Below are 20017 nucleotides of genomic sequence, written 5' to 3'. Positions count from 1 at the left end.
GCGACCACAAACCGCGCTGGTAAACTCAAGCGCAAGATAACGAGATGGCCCGGTTCTGGCTTTGAAAGGCAGATCATGACAAACGAAATCCTCTCGCAAACTTCCACTAGAGCATCGGGCGATGGAGCCGGTCTGAATCCGAAACTCGCTGAACTCGCTGGAATAGCGGCAGCCAAAGGAGCCACGCTCCTGCGTAACAACGCAGTTTTGCCCTTGGAGGAAGGCAAGCCGCTGGCAGTTTTTGGGCGCGTGGCCCGCGATTGGATTGCGGTGGGCTACGGCTCAGGCGGCGACGTGAACCCACCCTACGTTACGAATCTGACGGACTCGCTGCGCGAACTCGGAGTTGCTGTGGATGCTGACCTGGCCGGCCAGTATGAGCAGTGGTGCGCGGCAAACCCCGTAGATCCGGGCGAAGAGTGGGGGAAGTGGCCGCTCTCGTTTGACGAGATGCCCATGCCGGATACGGACATTGAGGCCGCCGCATCGCGCTGCGACACGGCCCTGGTGGTTATAGGGCGCGCAGCCGGTGAGGACTGCGACTCTTTGCTACAGGAGGGCTCCTACTACCTCACTAATGACGAGAGATCCCTACTAGAGCGGGTGAATAAGGCGTTCGCTCGTACCGTTGCAATCGTCGTGACCGGCAACGTCATGGACTTGGCGTGGGCGGAAGAGCAAGACGTTGATGGCCTGCTACTGGCGTGGGCTGGCGGGCAAGAAGGGGCGCGCGCAATCGCGAGAATCTTGGTTGGCGAGCTGGAGCCGGCCGGGCGCCTAACCGACACGATCGCATACCGCTACGAGGACTACCCCAGCCACGAACACTTTGGCGATCTGGATGCGAACACCTACGTTGAGGACATTTACGTTGGCTACCGCTACTTTGAAACGTTTGCCAAAGAAAAAGTGCAGTACCCGTTTGGATTCGGCCTGGGTTATTCAACGCATGAGTATTCCGGCCAAACCATTCAGATTTGCGACGAGGGCGTGAGCGTATCCGCAACCGTTACGAACACTGGATCAGCGAGGTCCTGTGCGGTGGCGCAACTGTACGTGCGCAAACCGGGCCTATTGAACGGGGCGCCCGAGCGGGAACTCGTAGGATTTTGGCGCTCCCCTGACCTCGCTCCGGGCGAGAGCGCGCAGTTCACCATCACCGCGGCGCTACGCAACCTCACGGTTTACGATGACCAGGCGGACCGGGACACCAGCCACTGTTGGGTTTTGGAGGAAGGCAACTACGCCCTCTTCCTCGGAAATGATGTGCGTGAGGCGCGCGAGATCGGCAACGTGCAGTTTGACCGAAACGTTTTGGAGCGGTTGGAGCAGGCCGCGGCTCCCGTCGTTGCGTTTGACCGCTACGTTCGCGAGGCGGGCTCGGATTCTGTGAAGCTCGCGCCTGTTCCGATGAGCGAAGTTGATTTGGCCGGGCGCGTCACGCAGCGTTTACCGAAGTCCTCTGGCAATCCCGCGAGCGCCGAAAATGCGCGTTTCGAAGACGTCTTGGCCGGGCGCGTTTCTACCGCTGCTTTTGCGGCGTCGCTGTCTAATCGAGACCTCGCTGATCTGACTTACGGTGACGTGACCATGAACTCGCCGCTGGGAGCGCCGGGCAACGCGGGGGCTTTAGGCGGAGTGACGCAGGCTTTGCGCGCTAAGGGGGTTCCTCCCGCAATCACCACGGACGGCCCGTCCGGGCTGCGTTTGAATGCGGCCGCCACGCTTCTTCCATGCGGGACGGCACTGGCCTCCACTTGGGATCCGCAGCTGATTGAGCAAATGGCGGCTTTGCATGGGGAAGAAATGGCTCGGCTGGGCTCCGACATCATTTTGAGCCCAGGTATGAACATTCACCGCGATCCGCTGTGCGGGCGAAACTTTGAATACTATTCGGAAGACCCACTGATCACGGGCAGCTTTGGCGCCGCGATTGTGCGGGGTATCCAAAGTCGGGGACGCAGCGCATGTCCGAAGCATTTTGCGGTCAATAACCAAGAAACTAACCGCATTTACAACGATTCGCGCGTGTCCGAACGCGCGCTGCGCGAAATCTATTTGCGCGGTTTTGAGATGGTGGTGAAGGACGCCAGCCCGCATTTCATCATGACGTCCTACAACAAGATCAATGGGGTGTGGGGCCACTACCACTACGACCTGGTGCAGACCGTACTTTTCGGCGAATGGGGTTACCGCGGTGCGGTGATGACGGACTGGTGGATGCGGATGGCTCCGGACCCGAACTTTGCGGGCGTGTACGATTCGGCGTATCGCGTGCGGGCGGGCGTGGACGTGCTGATGCCTGGAGGCGACGTGCACCAAGGCACCACTCGGGAAGACTCCGTATTCGAATGCTTGGAGACCGGCACCTTGACGCGCGGCGAGGCTGAACGTAGCGCGGTGCGAGTGCTCGACTTCCTCAAAATGCGATACGCAACCCTGAGCGCAAAATAGAAAACGTTGTGCCGGCCCCCGGAAGTAGGGCCGGCACAACGTTTATACGTGTTACGTCAACACGTAAACACTAGCGTTCAAGCATTTTGCGTAGAGTCCCCACGGTAACAAGTTGCTCATCGAGAATTTCGGGAGAACCCTTAAGAAGTTTTGCGGGCTCTTCCTTACTTCCCAAGCAGGACACAATCGCGGTTGCACCTTCGAAATCCTCGTTATGAGAGTAGTGCGATGGTGTAATAAGCACCTTGCAGCCCGCTCGAGTGCCAGCCAGGCAACCAATCCTCGTGTCTTCGACAACCACCACGTCTTCTGGGTTGAGTCCCAACTCGCCAAGTGCGTACAAGTACAACTCAGGATCAGGCTTAGAATTCGTGACATGCTCACCGCCGAACACCCGAATTTTTGCAGCCATCTCTTCGCCTACAACGTGTAGCAGAACCTTCTCTACGGATGCCACAGCCGAAGATGACACCACAGCCACCGTAAGATCGTTCTCAAGTGCTTCTTGAATCAGTCGCCTAACACCTGGGCGGGCAGGCAGCTTCCCAGAATCTACTATTTCGATAAACGACTCGGACTTGGACTTATGCAAAGAATTTACATAGTCCTGTCGCTCAGCTTCAGACTCCGGCAGGTCAGGGAAATCCCAATCTCGCTGATCCAGATAGTTGCGAATGCGGTTCTTTCCACCCCCGATTTTCACATACTCAGCGTATTCTTCAGGCTGCCACCTAAATGGAAGCCCGAATTTCTCAAACGTGTTGTTAAACGCAACCCGGTGTCCATCGCGTTCTGTCTCGGCTAGAACACCGTCGCAGTCAAACAAAATTCCTTTAAGCGTAGCCATCACGCACGTCCTTTAGATTGAAAGATCCTCATATACCGTTTAGCCATGTCTCTAACCGCATCGTGTTGCGCCTGAATCAAGGCCAAAGGTTCCTTAGATTTCCAACTATCGATGCCGATCGACCCACAACTAGGATCAAAATTCTCGGTTACAAACCTCTGAACTGCCTCAATGTAAGCAACCTTCAAATCTGTTGAAATGTTGATCTTAGAAACACCGGCCTCAATAAACGTGGCGAAATCTGCGTCACTAAGCCCAGTGCCCCCGTGCAAAACGATCGGAATATCAGTACGAGCTGCAAATTCTCCCGCGCGCTCAGGCTGGAGTACCGGATCGGACTTATACAGCCCGTGAGCCGTACCCAACTGCGGAGCGAGCAGATCGGCTCCAGTGCGTTTTGCAATATCAACTAGTTCATCGACTGTGCATGAGCGGAGCACCTCATCAGTGCCCACGCCGTCCTCGACACCTAGGATGTTCTCGACTTCAATCTCTACCGTTGCACCGCGTTCATGAGCATAAGAACAGATTTCACTCAAAACCGGTTCCACTTGCTCATCGGGAAGAGCAGAGACATCCATCAACACTGACGACCATCCGGCATCAATTACCTCTTTGCAAAGGTCAATATCCGGACAATGATCTAGATGCAAAACCACCGGAACCGATACTCCAGCAGAAGCATTTTCAGCTGCGCTCGTTATCTGTTGCAAGCCCCACTGCCGAACTGTCTTTACCGACAATTGCAGAATAACCGCCGATTTACACTCTTGCGCCGCGTCAACGACAGCGCGGAGAGAATTCTCATCAACCACGTTAATAGCAGGAACTGCGTAGCCGCCTTCGCGCGCCGAGTTACACACCTCGAGCAGTGATGAAAACTTCACAACAAACCTCCTTGTTTGACGCCTCTCAAGCGAGGCTCCTCCTAAAACAGATTACCGTCCAGGGAGTCGTAGCATTCAACAAATTTTTCGAATGCCTTATCGTACTCAGCGGCAACATCAGGGTTCGGCTCATAGCGCGCCGAAACCTTAACAGCACGTTCCGCAGCATCCTCGCAATCCTCATATGCGCCCACGCCCACGCCGGCGTACATAGCAGCACCGAGGCAACCCGCTTGATTCGAACTCAGAATCTCGATCGGATGCCCCAACGAGTCTGCAAGCATCTGGCTCCAGAATTCTGAGTTTGCAGCACCACCGACCAGGCGAATAGTGCCCACTTCAACTCCAGCAGCTTCCTGCGCGTTCAGGATGTCTCTCATCTCGAAACAAATTCCCTCTAGGACCGCGCGCGCAATGTCGTTCTTATTCGTCGAAAGCGACATACCAAATAGGTTGGCGCGAGCATCAGAGTTCTGACGAGCACCTGCCGCACCCGCAAGGTACGGGAGGAACGTAACGCCGGACGCGCCAATAGGCGAGCGCGACGCCTCACGAGTCAACAGGTCATACGGATCAATTCCAACAACCTGACCAGAAGCGGTCTCAAGCTGACAGAAAGTATCCCTGTACCAGCGGAACGCCGAGGCAGAAGTGTTAGAGAACGCTTCAATTGTCCAGTTCGGCATACCGTGGTTGGGCTTCACAATGAGTTTGCGCTTTGGATCGCGCATTGGCTTGTCCATCACCACGTAACAAGAGCCAAACGTTCCCATAACCATGGCGGTGTCCCCGCCCTTGATGGCACCAGCTCCGAAAGTACAGCAGTTTTGGTCGTGCCCGCCTACACACAGGGCTACCCCGTCGGGCAATCCTGCCCTAAGCGCAATGTCACCGGTAACAGTGCCTACGACTTGTCCTGGAACCTTGGATAGCTTCGCACGCTTCTCTAGGGGAATTCCCACCAAATCGTGAATAGGCTTTGACCACTCAGCCTCATTCACATCCAGCATGCCTTCGCGCGATGCGGATGACAGGTCCGTCCAGTAATCCTCAGCACCCCAAATTTTGAGCAAGTACTCTTGCTCTGATAGAAGCCAGCGGGCGCGCTCAAAGTTCTCCGGCTCGTTATCCCTCAGCCAAGCCCATTTAGGCGCAGCAGAGTTCGTGTTGAGCGGGTCACCAGTCTCCTGGTAGTACTTTTCGCTTCCATAGGCCTCGCGCAACTCCTTAATGTACGGCGCTCCGCGTAGATCTTGCCAGGACACGAAGTCCCTCATCAAGAAGCCTTCTTCATCAAGCATCGTCAGAAGTGGGGCTTGCGAGGAGAATGCCACTGCAGCGATGCGCTCACGTTTGACTCCCGATTTTTTGATCGCAACACGACAGGAATCTACAAGTGGCGGAATAATGTCGTCGTATGTTTGCTCTACCCACCCCTCTTTCGGGAATCGAGAGGGGTACTCCCGATAGTCAGAGCCCAAGGCATTGCCGTCAAGATCGAATACAACGGTCTTACATCCCGTTGTTCCTGCATCTATTCCAACAAGATACGTTTCGGCCACTTCTAGTACCCCCTCTTGAGGTATTCCTCGTATTCTTTAACGAGGCGTGCGGCGCTACGCGTACCGATCAACGAGACGCCGAGCTTCTCAATCATCCATAGTGTGGCCGGCATGGTGAAGGTCCTCGGAACGCCCGAAACCTTCAGTTTTGTCTTGTCTCCAGAGAGGTTCTCCTTCATGATCCGAATCTGGTGCTCGGACGGGAAAGCCTCGGAACCCGTAGCCGTCTTCACATAGTCAATGCCAACTTCGCAGCACAACTTAGTTAGATCGGCGATCTGTTCATCGGTAAGGAACCCAACTTCAAAAATAAGCTTTGTAATTGCCTTGTCTTTACAGCGATCCACAAGACCAACGAGTTCTTTTTCGACCAATGAGTAATTGCCGTCATGAACTGCGCCAATGTTGACCACCATGTCAACGGCGGTCGCGCCTAGCTCAAGGCCTTCCTCAATTTCCGCAAACTTCATTGCGGTTGACGTGCAGCCGTACGGGAAGGAAATAGCGGTGCCGACTCGCACATCGCTACCCTTCAGAACATCCGCGACCACGGGAGTCCAGAATGAGTTCGTGTAGCATGCTGCCACTCCCGCGTCCCTCGCGGTTTGCGCATGCTTCCTAATGTCATCTTCGGTGGAACTTTGCAGATGCAAAGCCATGTCAAAGTGTTTCGCGTATTGGGGAACTGTTAGCTCCATGATCTTCTCCCTTGAAGTCCAAAAACGCACCGAAAGGAGGTGCTATACCTGACTATACCTGTACATACAAGTGTGGGCAAGGGTTCCAGAAAGATCAGCTAAAAAGCGATTAGAATGCCTTGGTTTCTCCCGAGAAATTGAAGCGCACCTTCATGTGGCCACCGTGCAGCAAGAGCTTTGTATACTCAAACGCCCGGCCTCGCTCGTCGTACAGCGTATCTTCGAGAAGTAGCAGAGGCACGCCTTCTCCACACTCGAGAATCTCACCTTCCACTTCAGACGCCGCAACAGCCTCTAAAGTCTCGTGAGTTTCGGTTGCCCTAAGTCCAAACTCATCACCGAGCACCGTACATAGCTGTTCATCCACCACATCGCACTCAAGCAATGAGGGGGCAAATTTAGCCGGAATCCAAGACCTGTGGAGGCTTACCGGCTGATCTTCAATCTTTCGAAGGCGCACGATTTCAAAAACGCTCTCATCGGCAGCAACTTCCAATGCATCTTGAGCAAACCGAGGCGGCAGAACCTTTTCGAATTTTAGGAGCTCAGTCTGGGTTTTATACCCCATCCGCTCCAACTGCTCGCGAATCCCTCTATACATCGGTGAACTTGCAGTTATCTTGGCCTGCGCAACAAACGTCCCCTTACCAGGAACCCTCTGCAACAACCCCTCATCCACCAAGGAGGAGACCACTCCACGTACTGTCATTCGGGATACGTTGAAACTCTCCTGCAATTCAGATTCTGACGGAATCCTCTCTCCAGGCTTCCACACACCTCTCGACAACCCATCTCGAATGATGTCGCCAATCTGAACATACAGAGGCGTAATCGAATCCCTATCGAGCTCGTACTGCATACGACGCACCCTCACAAACCTAATCAGCAGGCATGCGTACAGCACGCGCCCACAAAGCCAATGCCTGTCATAACCCTACTAGCACAAGGCGAGCCATACGCGGTCCAACAACCTTGCGCGACCAATCCCACAATTACCGGAGGGAGGGAGAAAACCTCCCTCCCTCCAGCAGCAATCTTTAAGACTGCCCGGAAGCGGCCTTCATAAAGCGTCGCTGATAACTAACAACCTGATTTGTTGAGGTAAACCGAGCCAGATACTGCGGCTCAGCGGTGACGACGACCCTATCGGCCATGTCGCGGAACTCATCCTCCATCAACAATCGATCAATGTCCGGGTAGTTCATTGGGCCCTCCATCGAACAAATGATCAGCCTGGTGTCATCCAGGTTCGAGTTACGAAGAGCCCGTAGATTGTGGCGAACACCGTCTAGGCCATCGAAGCTAGCGGTATCAACATCGACGCCCCGGTATGTGAGGAAGGTTTGCGCCATATTAATTAGCGCAAGATCATCCGGATTGTCGTTTGCGCCAATGTAGTCATTTGCAACCATGTAATCTCTGAGCTGCGTCAGGAAATACGAATCATGACTTAGCTCGTAAGCCTTGAGCAAGCCGATCATTCGCTCAGTCTGCATCTTCCGGTGGCGAATAAATGAATTAATGAAGTACGGCCTTGCCTGCAGCGCCATTTGCGTCTGGAACGGTTCAAACATCAGGGTGAAGTTAACCCTATACCCTTCCTCATGAAGGCGTAGCGCAAGCTCATGTCCACGTAGTGCATCGGCCGTGGACCCCTTATCAAAGCCCAGTCCCAGACGTCCGTCGCCCTCGAGCAGCTCCTTGTAGTTTTCGTGATTAACCGGTCCCGTGTGAGGAACCTTCACCACGAGACGCCAAGGAGACAAAATTTCTTCGAAGCGCTTAACTTCTTCAAGAATTTTCGAGAAATCCTGCTCAAAAGGATTGTTTAGCTCTACCGAAATATCGGAGCCAGGTCCAAGAATGTCGCCGATAGAAGTCATGACCTCGTCGCGATCCTTGTACTTGTTACCCACGTTAGCCTTTGGGTTATTTAAGAACAGGTCATAAATAATTCCGGGGTTACAAGTCAAGTTTGCAAGCAGGGGGGCAACCGGGGCAACCTCGTACGGGTTGGCCGAGTCCGCCGAGTACAGCACCTTTGTGGGTCGCTCTTTCCCGTCCTTGTCCTTGGAAATATCGCGGACCAGATCAACTTCGAGAACGCCTCCCTTCTTTAGGTGCAACTCGCGCCTAAAACCGGCAGGCGTCCCGCCCTGCGCATCTCGGAAGTAGTCAACTACCTTTCGCAGCTCTTCGCCCGCTTCAAGACTCTGAGCCCGCTTTGACAACCAAGCAAAGGTATCTAGATCAAGGGGCGTATCCAAGATCCGCTGGATATATTCCTCCTGATCCCTGTTTGCCTTAAGACCAAGGTCTTCTACCGTCACGGAGACGTTCGCTCCTAAAGTAAAATCACGCATCGAAACTCCTTCGTTCCATATCGACTATACCAGACTATACCGGTACAGCCGAGCGTGTCTACCTCATCTTAAATTTGCCTCCGTACGCGAACCCTCAGAACATGGCGTCTGGTCAAAAGACTACATTCGCGCATTGAAATTGCAGCCTCACAACCCCTCGGCTACCAATCTGCGTGCAGAAGCGGCGGCCTCTTCGATGGAATCGAACAGGTAGGTGGGCGAGCTTAGCGCATCGATTATGCCCACGCTTTGCGCGGCCTTCAGATGCTCGGGGCGCAGGCCCTTGATCATCGTTATGATGCCGCGTTCATTGAGCTCCACGAACACGTCCGCAAGTTGTTTTGCGCCCGACGCGTCCAAAATCCCCACGTGCGACATTGACAAGATCACCACTCCGGTGGAGCGGTGAACGTCGGAAAGCTCAGTGACGATGCGCTCTGCCGCGCCAAAGAACATTGAGCCGTCCAAACGGAAGTACGCGATCTTGTCATCGGTTTGCTGGCGTTCGCCCGGCAGCGGCAACTCCACTACGCCCGACAGGCGGGACAGGTGGTAGACCGCCCACAACACGGCGATCGCAACGCCCAAACCGATTGCAACAACCAAGTCGAACACGACCGTGATCAGTGCAGTAATCCAAAATACGAGGCCATCGCCGCGCGTTGAGCCCAAAATCTTGCACACACTAGATGTTGAAACCATGCGGAATGCGGTTACGAACAGGACTCCGGCTAGGGCCGCGAGCGGAATATGGCTCACGAGGCCAGCCGCGAGGTATACCACCGCGCCCAGGATTATCGCATGCACGATTGCGGACACGCGGCTGGTAGCTCCCGACTTCACATTCACTGCCGTACGCGCAATCGCGCCCGTTGCCGGCATTCCTCCAAAAATACCCGAGCCGATTGACGCCAGCCCCTGGCCCACCAGCTCCCGGTCCGGCTGATACGATCCCTGCCCCGGCATTCCAGCCGCAACACGTGCCGACAGTAGCGACTCGATTGCCGCCAGCATTGCCACCGCGAACGCGGCAGGCAGCAACTGCCTCATCAATGAAAAATCAACATATGGAAGGCTTGGCGCCGGAAGGGAACTGGGGAGCTGGCCAATAGTTGGCACCGCAAGATTGCCAAAGAACGCCGCCAGTGACACCACGACCACTGCGACGAGTGAGGCCGGGAACGTTGTTGATATGCGTGAGGTTCCCACAATCACCAACACAGTAACTAGGACAATGCCCAGAGTGAATGCAGAAACCGCCCAGTCCGCTGCCTGCACGGCCAAGAAAGCGCCATGCAGCGAATTCACGCCCGCCGGGATTTCTACCCCCATCGCCATCGGCACCTGCTGAAGCGCGATTAACGTGGCGATTCCCAGCGTGAAACCCTCCACCACGGACCAAGGGATCAGGGAGATAGCCTTGCCCAGGCCCAACAATCCGAACGCAAACACCATCAGGCCTGCCATCACCGACAGCAACATGATCGAACTTGCCCCATGCTGCGCAACTATTGGCGCCAGGATCACAACCATCGCGCCCGTTGGCCCCGACACCTGCACGTGTGAGCCGCCAAAAACCGCTGCAATCAGGCCCGCAACTATTGCCGTTACCAAACCGGCGGCTGCGCCCACTCCAGACGAAACCCCAAATGCCAACGCCAACGGCAGTGCAACAATACCCACCGTCACGCCTGCAACCAGGTCGCGGCGCCAATTCGCCTCGCGATAATCATCTGCGGACGGTAACAAAAACTTCAAGTGATCAGCTATCGAAGAAGACAACCGCACGTATTTATCCCAACCCGTTCAAGCCAAGAATTTTCATCAACACGCGCGAAATACAAGGAAAAACTAAACGGCGCGTGGACTCACCATGGTATCACGGCACAGAATTGATCTGAGGATACAATCCGGTTCGTATTCCGCACTGGTGAACAGGTGAGTATGGCCTTGAAAGGGTGATGCTCGTATCGGTTTACATGCACGGTTAGGTACATCTTCCAGAATTTAGATAAGGTTAGGCTTGCCTAATAAGGATGGTGTTTGCATGGACGATAGTGCAATGGATCAGGTTGTTGACGGCGAGTATGGGTCCGCGAAGGAAAAATCTGTCGCTGGCCAGAACGCGATCCGTCAACTATCGCAGCCAGTGAAAGGCAAGCTGTTCGTCGCGCAGGTTTTGGCTTTTCTCTCTGGCGTGTTGGCTATTGCCCCGTATGTGGCTCTGGTGGAGCTTGGCAGAGAACTTATGCAAGACCAGGTGGACCCGGCGCGGGTGAACTGGATCGTCATACTCCTCGTCAGCGCATACATGGCCCGGTTGAGCTTATATTTTGTTGCATTGGGCGTGACGCATTTTATTGACCTGTCGTTGCGTAACCAGATGCGTCGGCAAATTGCCGCCCGAATGTCGGCTGCTCCGCTGTCGTGGTTTACCCGCGAGGGTGAGGGGAAGATCCGCAAGACCATTCAGGATGATACGGCCACGGTGCACACAGTAATCGCGCACGGGCCGATAGAGAAACTGAACGCGATCGTATCCCCGCTCGCCTTGTTGATGTATGCGTTTGTGGTGGATTGGCGACTCGCGTTGCTGTCGATTGCGACGATCCCGCTCTATGTGGGCATGTATGGCATGTCGATGCGTGGGATGAATGAGAAGACCGCGCAAATGGATACCAAGCTCGCTCAGGTTTCGGCAACGATGGCCGAGTTCGTTGCCGGTATCTCAGTGGTGAAAGCATTCGGCAAGGTCGGCCAAGCACATAAAGCCTATTTAGATGCAGCTAACGAGTTTTCTAAGTTCTACCGAGCGTGGTGTATGCCGCTGGTGTCGATGTCGGTCGCCTCATTTTCGTGGGTGTCGATCCCGGTGTTGTTGATCGTGAACCTTGGCGGTGGCGCGTTGATGATGAACGCCGGTTGGGTGAGCATCTACGAGGTGATAACGACGACGTTGATCGCCTTGGTGCTGCCGGGAGCGTTGATGACAGTCGCAACCATCGCCTGGTCTTACCAGCTTGCGGGATCGGCTGCGGTGCGCCTCGTTGCGGTGATGGAGCTACCGGCATTGAGCCAACCCGATGCACCACAGACACCACACGGTCATGATATCGAGATTCGGGGTGTGTCGTATGCCTATGACGACACCCAGGCATTAGACGAGGTAAGCCTGAGCATTCCGGCAGGCACGGTGACCGCGCTGGTTGGCCCGTCGGGTGCGGGGAAGTCGACGTTGGCGAGTTTGATGGCCCGCTTTGATGACCCGGACGCTGGCACGATCACCATCGGCGGGGTTGATCTAAAGAGCATTTCCCAGGACGTGTTGTATTCGACGGTCGCATTCGTCCTGCAAGATGCACAGCTTATTCGCGACACCATCCACAACAACATTGCCCTGGGCGCGCCAGACGCAACCTTAGATCAGGTGCGGCAGGCGGCGAGAGCAGCGCAGATCGACGAGTTCATCATGAGCCTGCCAGATGGTTACGACACCGTGTTGGGGGAGGACACCCACGTTTCGGGCGGACAGGCAGCCCGTATCGCGATCGCCCGCGCGCTCATGGTTGATGCCCCAGTGTTGGTGCTGGACGAGGCGACGGCGATGGCGGACCCGGAATCGGAATCGAAAATCCAACAAGCTCTCTCGACTCTTGCCAAAGGCAGAACCGTGATTGTGATCGCCCACCGACTGGCCTCGATCAGAGGGGCAGACCAAATCGTCGTCATGGAACGCGGGCGCATTGCTGTGGTCGGTAAACACGACGAGCTGTTGGGTAATGCGCACTATCAGGCACTTCTTACCCAAGGTGCATGCGAGGAGATGACACAATGAATCAACTATTGTTGCCACGCTTTAAGCGTTTGATGGAACCCGCCTCGTGGCGAGACCTCTCGGTCGGTCAAGCGTGGGGTGCGGTATCAGGACTGTGTCACGGCTTTGCCCTGCTGACTCTGCTTCCCGCCGCAAGTGCCCTAGCAACCGGAATGCCGGTGTGGGGGCTGTCGTTTTCGGGCTGGCTCATCGCCTTGGCGGTGATCGCGGTGCTGGGCGTGGGCACGGAGTTTTATGGCATGCGCACCGGCTATATCGGCGCGCTCGGATTCATTCACGACGTCCATCAAGCGGTCGGCAACAAGGTAGCCCGCCTACCGTTGGGAGTGTTCGATTCGGGTAGCTCTGGACGGCTGTCGCGCATGGTCACCCAGGAAATGATGAACTTGGGCGAGTCGGCGGCACATTTCATTTTCTCTCTCGTCCAAAAACTCTCGGCCGTGCTGGTGATCACTGTGGGAACCTGGTTCTGGGATTGGCGACTGGGACTGACCTTGACGATCGCGTTCCCGATCATGCTTGCCTTCCTCCATATTTCCCGTGTGCTTCTTGATAAAGGTAAGCAGGTTTCCGAACCAGCCGAATCGGAGCTGGCGGCTCGCATGGTCGAATTCGCCACCTGCCAAGGCGCGCTGCGCTCCTGCCATGTCGCCGACGACTACCCGGCCCTTGATCAGGCTTTCGACCAGGCTGACCGCAAGGGTCGCAAAGCATTGTGGATCGAAACATTAGCGAACCTGATTAATGGGATGTTCGTTCAAGCGCTCATTGTGGTGATGATCTGGCTGACCGCCCAACTCGCCCTCGGCGGGCAGGTGAGCGCGTTGAACGCTGTGGTCACCATCGGCATGTGTCTGCGGTTCACCACTATGCTCCAAGACATCGGCGGATGTATGTCTGGGCTGGAAGAACGCCGCCAGCAGATGAACCACGTCGACAAGGTCATGGATGCCCCCGAACTGTCCGAACCCGATGCCTCTACACCGATAAACGCCCCTGGTGATGTTCGTTTCGAGGACGTCACCTTCGGCTACGATCCGGACACCCCGGTTCTCCGTGATATTTCCTTCCATGTCCCGCAAGGTGACATGTGTGCCCTGGTTGGTCCATCTGGGTGCGGGAAGACGACGATCGCCCGGTTGGTTGCACGTTTCTGGGATGTGCAGTCCGGCAGCGTGCGCGTTGGCGGAGTGGACGTGCGCGAGCAGACCACCGAAGATTTGATGCGCCAGGTGTCTCTTGTCTTCCAAGACGTCTACTTATTCAACGACACTCTCGAAGCCAACATTCGCCTTGGCAACCCAGAAGCCACCGATGAAGAAATCAGGTGGGCCGCTGACCTGTCGGGCGTGACGGAAATCGTCAACCGCCTCCCAGACGGCTGGAATTCATTGGCGGGTTCTGGCGGGCGTGCACTGTCGGGTGGGGAACGGCAACGCGTCTCTATCGCCCGCGCTTTGGTGAAGAAGGCCCCGATCGTGCTTTTCGATGAGGCCACTAGCGCGTTGGACGCGGAAAATGAAGCCAATATTGTTGCGGCGATGAATGAGCTACGCAAACACTCCACACTGATTGTCATCGCCCACAAACTTGAAACCATTCGACAAGCTGACCAAATCATTGTGCTCTCCCACGGTGGGCGTATCGCTCAGCGCGGGTGCCACGACGAGCTGGTCAACCAGCCAGGTCAATACCGCGATTTCTGGCAAGAACGCATCAACGCAGCCGGATGGCAACTCGTCTAAAACACAGCACGTATAAGCACATGAAAGGAAAAACTATGTCCACACCCACATCCTCGCGCCTCAACGCGCGCGACTTCATCAACATTGGCGTCTTCACCGCCTTGATGTTCGTCATCGTGTTTGCATTCGGAATGCTCGGGTTCATCCCCGCCGCCATGTATGCCGGTTTCCTGCTTTCTATCCTCGTTAACGGCATCGTCTTTGCGCTGTTCACAGCACGCACTCCGAAGATGGGGGCGTTGACAATCATGCTGATTATCATCGAAATCCTCTTTTTCGTGACCGGCCACTGGGTGGGAGGCATCGCGGTGGCCGCTGTATTCGGCCTGCTCGCCGACCTAGTCATCACCAAGGGACCGAAGAACGTTAAGGTTCGCGTTCCGCTGGCATACGCACTGTTTATTCTGCCGATCTACGTGTCACCGTGGATGCCGCTATTTATGAACCAAGACGCATATATGTCGCAAATCGCCGAACAAATGGGTGCCGAGTATGCCGCCAAGATGGCACAGGTCGTCACGATTCCGATTCTGCTGGGCTTCTTCGGCGTGATGCTCATCGTGGGCTGGCTTGCTGGTCTGTTGGGAACCAGGGTCGCGCGCAAACACTTTGAACGGGCCGGTCTTGTCTAAACTTCCCGACCCGCGCACCATTATCGCAGCGCTCGTCATCGTCTCCACCACGATCTACAGTGCCTACTCGCCGTGGTTCGTGTGTACTCTGGGCGGATTCGCCGCCGTGATGCTGACGAGCGCTGCGATCAACCCCAACACGCTCGTGCGCCCGAGCTGGGTGGCCGTCTACCTGGCCACGTTTGCGGTCCTCAGCGGGCTCGTCTTCGTGATACCACTGGTCTGGAAATCAACAGCCAGCGCGTTCCTCGTGCTGTTTCTGCAGTGGATGTGGCGATTCAGCGTCAGCGCAGGAATGGGAGCCTACGCGATCGGCGTAATCCGACCCGCCACCTTGCAAAAAGCACTCGCCAGCTCACGGATCCCGACCTGTTTCACGATCCCAATCTCGGTTGCCTTACGTGTGCTGCCCGTGATCGGCCACGAAGTTAAAGCGATCTCAGATGCCATGAAACTACGCGGCATGTCCGCGCTTTCCCTGCGTGCGGCGCAATACTTCACAATCCCGCTGCTATCGACCGTGGTACGCAGCGGGGACGAACTGGCATCGGCTGCCCTCGTGCGCGGACTGGGCGGAACCGCAAAGCCCACCTCAGTCACGGTCGTGAAATTCCGTGTGATCGACGCAGTCATTCTGCTCGTCGTTATCGGCTTCGCGATATGGAGAATCGTCCTATGACAATAGCCCAAGCAACTGGGGTCACCTTCACCTATCGAGGAGCAGACCACCCCTCAATCAATGGCGCCAACCTCACTATTTCGCAGGGAACTGTCACCTTGCTGTGTGGCGCGTCAGGGTCAGGAAAAACCACCGCACTACGGCTATTTAACGGGCTCATCCCGCACTTCCACGACGGCGACCTTACCGGAAACGTCACAGTCGACGACATTGACGTGGCACGAGTAGATCTATCAGAGCTTGCCCACCACTGTTCGACAGTGTTTCAAAACCCGCGCACCCAGTTCTACACCACCCACGTGCGCCAAGAACTCGCCTTCGGCCCAGAAAATCTCGGCCGCGACCCGCAGGAGATCTGTGCCCGCATTGACGAGGTTGCAGCCGAGTTAGGTATCGCCGACCTGTTGGAATCCCGCGTCACACAACTGTCGGGTGGGCAGATGCAACGCGTGGCCTGCGCCGTCGCCATGTGCAACAACACGTCGATGATCGTCTTTGACGAGCCAACCGCGAACTTGTCCGCTGACGTTATCGACCAACTCGCCACACTCATCGCCAGGCTCAAAGCTGATGGACACACCATCATCATTGCTGAACACCGGCTAAGTTTCCTTTCCGGGATCGCTGACCGTGTCTACTGTTTCGACAAAGGCAAGATAGCCCTCACCGCAACCGGCGAAGAGTTCTACGCCACGCCAGAGGCGGAACGCAAACACCTTGGACTACGGTCCCTTGTTCCCGTGCCCATTCCACAACTCCCGCCACCGGCAGGGAACGGGCTCACGATCGACAACCTCACCTTTGCCTACCGTCATGGAAACACAGTCCTCAATATTAACCACGTGTTGTTTCCGGCGGGGAAAATCACGGCGCTCCTCGGCCCGTGCGGTTCAGGGAAATCAACTCTGGCACGCATTGTTTGCGGACTAGAAAAAGCCAAACATGCATCCATCACACTCGGCGGACAAAAATTCGCCAGCCGAGACGCATATCTCGTCATGCAAGACCCCACCCGACAGTTGTTCTCAGATACCGTCATCGACGAAGTCACGCTCGGCACGACCAAAGCCGAAAAGCAACACATCGATGCCCACGCGATCCTTGAAGAACTCGACCTTGCCGACCACGAGGCTGATCATCCGCAAGCACTCTCTGGCGGGCAACGTCAACGTCTGGTTATTGCTACAGCGCTTGCTGCGAACAAGAAAGTTTACATCTTCGACGAGCCCACGTCCGGTGTTGGCTACAAACACCTTGTCGCGATTTCCCGAGTAATGCGTAAACTCGCTGACACTGGTGCCGTCGTCATTGTCATTACCCACGACGCTGAACTCGTTACCGAGGTCGCCGACCATGGCGTCCGCCTTGACCAAATCAACGCCTGCTCAGACATGTGTCTACAGGAGTGAACGAGGGATTCACGAGCCGAGTTTCTAGAAGGGGGTCATCATGAGCGAGCATCACCACGATCATGGGCCAAGCGCGCAAGAAGCCGCCACAGATTCACACCTGCGAAAAAAGCTCGCCATCGCATTCGGACTCGTGTTTAGCATCGTTTTGGTGCAAGCTATCGGCGCGTTTATGACGGGAAGCTTGGCACTCCCCTGGTCGATGTTGTCCACTCGTTGGCTGATTCTCTTTCCCACTGCGGCTTCTTTTTGTCATGATCGCGTAAGCGCTCAACAAAGTTTTCTATCTTGCCGATGTAACACTAGGTATTCTCAATAGCTTCAGGGTCATTACCAAGAAGAATATACACACCATTACAAGCGATTGAGCTGAATGACCTCGTGTTTGCATGGGGTTTTTGAGACGTTTGAGTTTGTTTGAATCTCGTAGCGACTAGACATCATAGTTCTGCTGAAGTCAATACCGCTTTAGCAGGGATTTTTATGGTTTTTGCTTCTAATCATAAAGAGATTATTTGCGGAACTCGGGATGGTAAAAACTCAGCAAAACTGCCGCAGCTATCAGGACTGCGCAACATGTCATTGGTAGCCACGGAGAGAGTCCGTAAAGTGCGGTGGAGGCTATCGGTGCCACTACATAGGCTGCACCATTGTTAGCATTAATCAACCCGGCTAGCCCACCTTGTTCTTCGGGCTTCATTTGCAAAGTAGGCGCCGTGTTGTAGCCAGGCATCGCCAGGCCTAGACCAAAGCCTGTCAAGATGCTGGCCACGATGAACAGTCCAAGATTTAGTGGATAAACCAAGAGTAGTAACCCGAGAAGAACGATTATTAATCCTCTTCTAAAGAGTTTTTTAGCACCCCAGTTTAACCTTGGAGCCACCAAGGCCTGCGCAAGTATCATGACCAAACCCATTATTGACATGCACAAAGCGGTGAGCCCTGCTGTGGCGCCGGCCGCTAGATTCAAAACATCCTGCAGTAAAAAGCCGAAAAGTGTAGCCACGGTAGAAAAAGCGGTAAACATTAGGAAACCGCAAGCCAGGAACACGAATACTCTTGAATCAAAATAGGAAACTTTTGCCGGTTGAGCGACTTTTTCTTCGCTACCTGTGGGTTTGAATGTTAGCAGTAAAACGGCAACGCCTAAAAGCATGACCAGAGGCATCACCAGCAGGGGCATCATGAAACCTCCTATAGCTGCAAGGCTGCCGCCCAATAAGGCTCCAAGAATAGACGAGAATCCTTGTGCAGCGCCCAAGACTCCCAGACCTTTTACCCGTTGCGTCTCATTGTAGGTATGAGTCACAACGTAGGTTTGCGCGGCTGGGGAAACTGATGCGATGGCACCGCCGTACAGCACGCCCCTAGTTATGACTACTCCTATGATCAACGCTATGCCGGTGAGCAGACCCTTAAATCCTAGCCACACCACCATAGCGAATCCGCTTAGAGCCAGGATTCCGGCAAGCATGCCAATAAGCAAGATACGCCGAGATCCCCATCGCAATGAGACCCGTCCCCACCTGGTGGAGGTAAGAGAAAACATTATGGCTGCTAACGAAATGGTGGCGCCAATGTGCCATTCCTTCAGCCCGATTTCGCGCGATAGTGGAGCCAGAATTGGATTAAGAATCATCTGCCCCATATATGCCAGTAGCACCGTCAAAAACAGGGGAAACAGTCCCGTTATTTTTGATTCGACTTTCTCGTTTCGTTCATTAGTGGCGCACATTAAAACATCCTTTCCAAAGTGAGCTACCAATCAAGCTGAGACAATACTAGAACAATGTTCTAGTATTGTCGAGGTTGAGGGTATGCTGTTTTCGTGGGGAATAAAGACAAGCGGGTAAACACGGGTAGACGCGCCTGGCTGACGCAGGAAAAGATCATGTACACCGCAATGGAACTGACCCGAGAGTGCGGTCTAGAAAAATGGTCGATTCGTGACCTTGCGCAGCGTCTGGGAGTAGTTCCCTCTGTCATCTACCACCATTACCAAAACCGTGACGCCATTACCGCTTCTGTAATAGGCGAGATCACTAGCACCATCGAACTACCGGACGAGCAGCTGGAATGGAAAGATTGGTTCATCTCCCTAGCAGAAAATGTCAGGCCTGTCTTTCTTGAATTCCCCGGAGTCACCGACAAACTGATGTATGGACATATGAACGCCGCGTTGATACCAATCTTGGAGGTGGCTTACGAAAAACTACGGGATGCTGGTTTTAGCAAGTACATTCACATCGCATACTCAATTATCATCAACACGATGCTGTGGAGCATTACTGCTCGCAACTTGCGCAGCCCAACCAAGCAGGAACAGCGCCACGACCTAGGCCAAATGATTACCCAACTTCAGCCCCTAGCTGTCTGCTCCACAACGCTGGCTGACATCATCCAGGGCTACTTAATTCCGCTAGCCAACCCGAAAAATGAAGACCGCATGAGTCAGGAATACTTTGAAATCATCATGGAAGTCGTACTCGCCGGTTTAGAGATAGCGATTTTGCCTCGCGAAAACGCCTAACGAACCCGTGAACAAGAGAAATCATCAATACTCATAAAATATTGCCCAAAATCGCAAGGCATCCAGCTAAGAACAGAGCCTTTCAGCCTCTCACTCTATTTCCTGCGATTTTCCAATAAACACAAGAAAATCCACTATATCCAGAGCTTCCCAAACAACTGGTACGACTACATCAAATACGTCACCATCAATGAACTAAATATCGCTCTTCACAGCACGCAGGCTTCTCCCAGGAATCCGCAGCCTATACCGAAGCCTAAGCCCAGCCTATTGCGTATGGACGAAGAGGAAACCTCCATCTCGACGTGCAGAAATAGCGTTTGGTGTTTTATATGAGGGTGTTTTGCATGTGGAAGACTTACTGGCGCGCCGCACC

15 protein-coding genes are annotated in these 20017 nt (G+C 54.7%); 7 read left to right on the top strand and 8 right to left on the bottom strand.

Going from position 1 to position 20017, the window contains the following annotated elements; all coding sequences use genetic code 11:
* The first annotated feature begins 75 nt into the window (after window positions 1-75).
* Entirely contained in the window at window positions 76-2454 is a 2379-nt protein-coding gene (locus tag HMPREF2891_RS09055) for a glycoside hydrolase family 3 protein (protein WP_070665139.1), read from the top strand.
* Between the two features lie 70 nt (window positions 2455-2524).
* Here the strand turns inward: HMPREF2891_RS09055 and HMPREF2891_RS09050 are convergent, their stop codons facing one another.
* The 7 genes from HMPREF2891_RS09050 to HMPREF2891_RS09020 form a co-directional block, all read right to left on the bottom strand.
* Window positions 2525-3301 carry an HAD-IA family hydrolase gene (locus tag HMPREF2891_RS09050; protein WP_070618512.1) on the bottom strand — a complete coding sequence of 259 codons (777 nt, stop codon included), beginning with the start codon at window positions 3299-3301 and terminating at the stop codon, window positions 2525-2527.
* Window positions 3301-4188 carry a class II fructose-bisphosphate aldolase gene (locus HMPREF2891_RS09045; protein ID WP_070665137.1) on the bottom strand — a complete coding sequence of 296 codons (888 nt, stop codon included), beginning with the start codon at window positions 4186-4188 and terminating at the stop codon, window positions 3301-3303. The genes HMPREF2891_RS09050 and HMPREF2891_RS09045 overlap by 1 nt, the downstream gene beginning before the upstream one ends.
* Before the next feature lie 41 nt (window positions 4189-4229).
* Complete coding sequence (locus HMPREF2891_RS09040; RefSeq protein ID WP_070665135.1) at window positions 4230-5750, bottom strand: xylulokinase; 1521 nt, start codon at window positions 5748-5750, stop codon at window positions 4230-4232.
* A 2-nt stretch (window positions 5751-5752) separates the two neighbouring features.
* Window positions 5753-6448 carry a deoxyribose-phosphate aldolase gene (gene deoC, locus HMPREF2891_RS09035; protein ID WP_070618520.1) on the bottom strand — a complete coding sequence of 232 codons (696 nt, stop codon included), beginning with the start codon at window positions 6446-6448 and terminating at the stop codon, window positions 5753-5755.
* A 109-nt stretch (window positions 6449-6557) separates the two neighbouring features.
* Window positions 6558-7307 (bottom strand): GntR family transcriptional regulator, encoded by a 750-nt coding sequence (locus HMPREF2891_RS09030; protein WP_070665133.1) that lies wholly within the window; start codon window positions 7305-7307, stop codon window positions 6558-6560.
* Window positions 7308-7485: 178 nt separating this feature from the next.
* A complete protein-coding gene (locus HMPREF2891_RS09025) occupies window positions 7486-8811 on the bottom strand; it encodes a transaldolase family protein (protein WP_070665131.1) in 1326 nt (441 codons plus the stop codon).
* A 147-nt stretch (window positions 8812-8958) separates the two neighbouring features.
* Entirely contained in the window at window positions 8959-10599 is a 1641-nt protein-coding gene (locus tag HMPREF2891_RS09020; protein ID WP_148131763.1) for a SulP family inorganic anion transporter, read from the bottom strand.
* 259 nt (window positions 10600-10858) lie between these two features.
* Between HMPREF2891_RS09020 and HMPREF2891_RS09015 the strand changes: the two genes are divergently transcribed.
* The 5 genes from HMPREF2891_RS09015 to HMPREF2891_RS08995 are packed head-to-tail and all read left to right on the top strand — an operon-like array spanning window position 10859 to window position 17111.
* A complete protein-coding gene (locus tag HMPREF2891_RS09015) occupies window positions 10859-12646 on the top strand; it encodes an ABC transporter ATP-binding protein (protein WP_070665129.1) in 1788 nt (595 codons plus the stop codon).
* Window positions 12643-14391, top strand: a complete 1749-nt coding sequence (locus HMPREF2891_RS09010; protein WP_070665127.1) for an ABC transporter ATP-binding protein — start codon at window positions 12643-12645, stop codon at window positions 14389-14391. Before HMPREF2891_RS09015 ends, HMPREF2891_RS09010 begins: the two co-directional genes overlap by 4 nt.
* A 35-nt stretch (window positions 14392-14426) precedes the next feature.
* A complete protein-coding gene (locus HMPREF2891_RS09005; RefSeq protein WP_016444300.1) occupies window positions 14427-15023 on the top strand; it encodes an MptD family putative ECF transporter S component in 597 nt (198 codons plus the stop codon).
* Window positions 15001-15702, top strand: coding sequence for an energy-coupling factor transporter transmembrane component T family protein (locus HMPREF2891_RS09000; RefSeq protein ID WP_232217595.1), 702 nt, complete (start codon window positions 15001-15003; stop codon window positions 15700-15702). Before HMPREF2891_RS09005 ends, HMPREF2891_RS09000 begins: the two co-directional genes overlap by 23 nt.
* A complete protein-coding gene (locus tag HMPREF2891_RS08995; protein WP_070665125.1) occupies window positions 15699-17111 on the top strand; it encodes an ABC transporter ATP-binding protein in 1413 nt (470 codons plus the stop codon). The genes HMPREF2891_RS09000 and HMPREF2891_RS08995 overlap by 4 nt, the downstream gene beginning before the upstream one ends.
* Window positions 17112-17622: 511 nt before the next feature.
* Here HMPREF2891_RS08995 and HMPREF2891_RS08990 read toward each other — a convergent pair.
* Entirely contained in the window at window positions 17623-18846 is a 1224-nt protein-coding gene (locus HMPREF2891_RS08990) for an MFS transporter (protein ID WP_070618544.1), read from the bottom strand.
* Between the two features lie 93 nt (window positions 18847-18939).
* On the opposite strand from HMPREF2891_RS08990, the gene HMPREF2891_RS08985 reads away from it, so the two are divergent.
* Window positions 18940-19641, top strand: coding sequence for a TetR/AcrR family transcriptional regulator (locus HMPREF2891_RS08985; RefSeq protein ID WP_070618547.1), 702 nt, complete (start codon window positions 18940-18942; stop codon window positions 19639-19641).
* The last annotated feature ends 376 nt before the right edge of the window (window positions 19642-20017 follow it).

Source organism: Actinomyces sp. HMSC065F11 (assembly GCF_001813085.1).
GTDB classification, from domain to species: Bacteria; Actinomycetota; Actinomycetes; order Actinomycetales; family Actinomycetaceae; genus Gleimia; species Gleimia europaea.
Note: the sequence above shows the minus strand (reverse complement) of the source record. Positions and strands in the feature narration are given on the sequence as shown.

Bases quoted from the DNA above. Each gene is read 5' to 3' on its own strand.
- HMPREF2891_RS09055 (WP_070665139.1), top strand. From the start codon at position 76: ATGACAAACGAAATCCTCTCGCAAACTTCCACTAGAGCATCGGGCGAT.
- HMPREF2891_RS09050 (WP_070618512.1), bottom strand. From the start codon at position 3,301: ATGGCTACGCTTAAAGGAATTTTGTTTGACTGCGACGGTGTTCTAGCC.
- deoC (WP_070618520.1), bottom strand. From the start codon at position 6,448: ATGGAGCTAACAGTTCCCCAATACGCGAAACACTTTGACATGGCTTTG.
- HMPREF2891_RS09030 (WP_070665133.1), bottom strand. From the start codon at position 7,307: ATGCAGTACGAGCTCGATAGGGATTCGATTACGCCTCTGTATGTTCAG.
- HMPREF2891_RS09025 (WP_070665131.1), bottom strand. From the start codon at position 8,811: ATGCGTGATTTTACTTTAGGAGCGAACGTCTCCGTGACGGTAGAAGAC.
- HMPREF2891_RS09015 (WP_070665129.1), top strand. From the start codon at position 10,859: ATGGACGATAGTGCAATGGATCAGGTTGTTGACGGCGAGTATGGGTCC.
- HMPREF2891_RS09010 (WP_070665127.1), top strand. From the start codon at position 12,643: ATGAATCAACTATTGTTGCCACGCTTTAAGCGTTTGATGGAACCCGCC.
- HMPREF2891_RS09005 (WP_016444300.1), top strand. From the start codon at position 14,427: ATGTCCACACCCACATCCTCGCGCCTCAACGCGCGCGACTTCATCAAC.
- HMPREF2891_RS08995 (WP_070665125.1), top strand. From the start codon at position 15,699: ATGACAATAGCCCAAGCAACTGGGGTCACCTTCACCTATCGAGGAGCA.
- HMPREF2891_RS08990 (WP_070618544.1), bottom strand. From the start codon at position 18,846: ATGTGCGCCACTAATGAACGAAACGAGAAAGTCGAATCAAAAATAACG.